Here is a 1,539-nt window from a genome sequence, read left to right on the forward strand (position 1 = left end):
TGATTCACTGCGACCGGCCGCACCGATGCGGGTGCGATCGGCCCCGCCCGGCCGGTCGCAGTGAATCATCCAGACCGGGCGACTCGGCCATGGTCTGAGCCTGTGCCCCGCCCGCGGCGATGGCAGCACATAGGGCAAGCGCCCCGCGTAACGATGACATGATCTTGCTCCCTCTTGCCGGGAATGCGGCCTTCATCGGCTCTTCTGCATTCCCGCCCAATCAATATTGACTTTTGTTAAGTGAATGACCAGTTACTGCCGACTACTTTTTTTCTATGTTGTATAAGTGTTACAATTCGACCAGTGTTCGAACCTTCAGGCGTCCTCAAAAGCTTCGACGGGGCGGCGCCGTCCGCGAAGGAAGGCGTCGGCGACGTGGGTCAGCGGGCGCAGGTCGACGTCGCTCTCGCCCGCCCGCACCAGTTCGGCGAATCGGTCGTAGAGGCCGCGATACTCGCCCTCCGGCTCCAGCCCCTGCGCGACGCCGTCGATGGCCAGCGCGTTGCCGCCCTGGGACAGGAGCAGGGTGCCGTCCTCGGTCTCGACCCGGATGTCCCAGGTCTGGCGGCCGGTCTGGCGCCAGTCGAACTCCGCGCGGATCGGGGTGCCGTCGGCATCCGCGAAGGTCAGTTCGGCGGCGATCGGCGCCTGACGATTCTCCGGCACCGAGAGCACCGCGTCGGTGAGGCAGAAGGGCGGCAGGAGATGGGTGGCGATCGACAGGGCGTTGATGCCCGGATCGAACACGCCCATCCCGCCCGGTTCCCAGATCCAGTCCTGACCCGGATGCCAGTGCCGCACGTCCTCCTTCCAGGCGATCGCCACCGCGCGGATCCGGCGGGTCGCGAGCCAGCGCCGGGCCGGCTCGACCGCCGGCGCGTAGCGGGAGTGCCAGCTCGCGAACAGGCTCACGCCGTTCGCCCGTGCGGCGTCGCGCAACATCGCCACCTCGGCCAGCGTCGCGCCGGGCGGCTTCTCCAGGAAGACGTGCCGCCCGGCCTCGATCGCCGCACGCGCGGCCCCGAAGCGGGCCTGCGGCGGCTGGCACAGGGTGACCGCGTCGAGCAGGATCGGCGCGGCGAGCATCGCCGCGAGGCTGGGGTAGTTCGGCACCCCGTCGAGCCCGGCATTGCGGCTCGCCACGGCCGCGAGGGTGAAGTCGGGCGAGGCGGCGATGACCGGCAGGTGCTGGTCCCGGGCGATCTTGCCGAGGCCCACCAGCCCGATGCGGATCGGCGTCTCGTGGGCCGCCATGATCACAGGCTCCTCACGGCGACATCGGTGTGGGGGGCGACGGCCAGAGGGTTGCGCAACGCCAGGGCGAAGGGCGCCGCCTCGATCTCGAACACGTCGCCGGGACGCGTCGTGACGCCCTCGCTGAAGGACAGGGTGGCGGTGCCGAAGAAGTGGACGTGCAGGTCGCCCGGGCGGCGGTGGGCGGCATATTTGAAGTGATGGTGCTCGAGATTGGCGATGGTGTGGGACATGTTCGCCTCGCCCGAGAGGAAGGATTTCTCCCAGAGCACGGCGCCGTCGCGC

General features: G+C 69.0%; 1 protein-coding gene and 1 pseudogene. Both read right to left on the minus strand.

Translation table 11 applies throughout. The features are described from left to right. Positions 1 to 315: 315 nt before the first annotated feature. Complete coding sequence (locus tag MFF42_RS26090) at positions 316 to 1,254, minus strand: Gfo/Idh/MocA family protein (protein ID WP_238258857.1); 939 nt, start codon at positions 1,252 to 1,254, stop codon at positions 316 to 318. A gap of 2 nt (positions 1,255 to 1,256) precedes the next feature. Further along, positions 1,257 to 1,539 (minus strand): annotated as a pseudogene (locus MFF42_RS26095) (AraD1 family protein); the annotation flags it as partial.

The organism is Methylorubrum podarium, from assembly GCF_022179745.1.
GTDB classification, from domain to species: domain Bacteria; phylum Pseudomonadota; class Alphaproteobacteria; order Rhizobiales; family Beijerinckiaceae; genus Methylobacterium; species Methylobacterium podarium.

What these genes read in the sequence shown, in the direction of transcription:
- MFF42_RS26090 (WP_238258857.1), bottom strand. Translation starts at nt 1,254, where the DNA reads ATGGCGGCCCACGAGACGCCGATCCGCATCGGGCTGGTGGGCCTCGGC.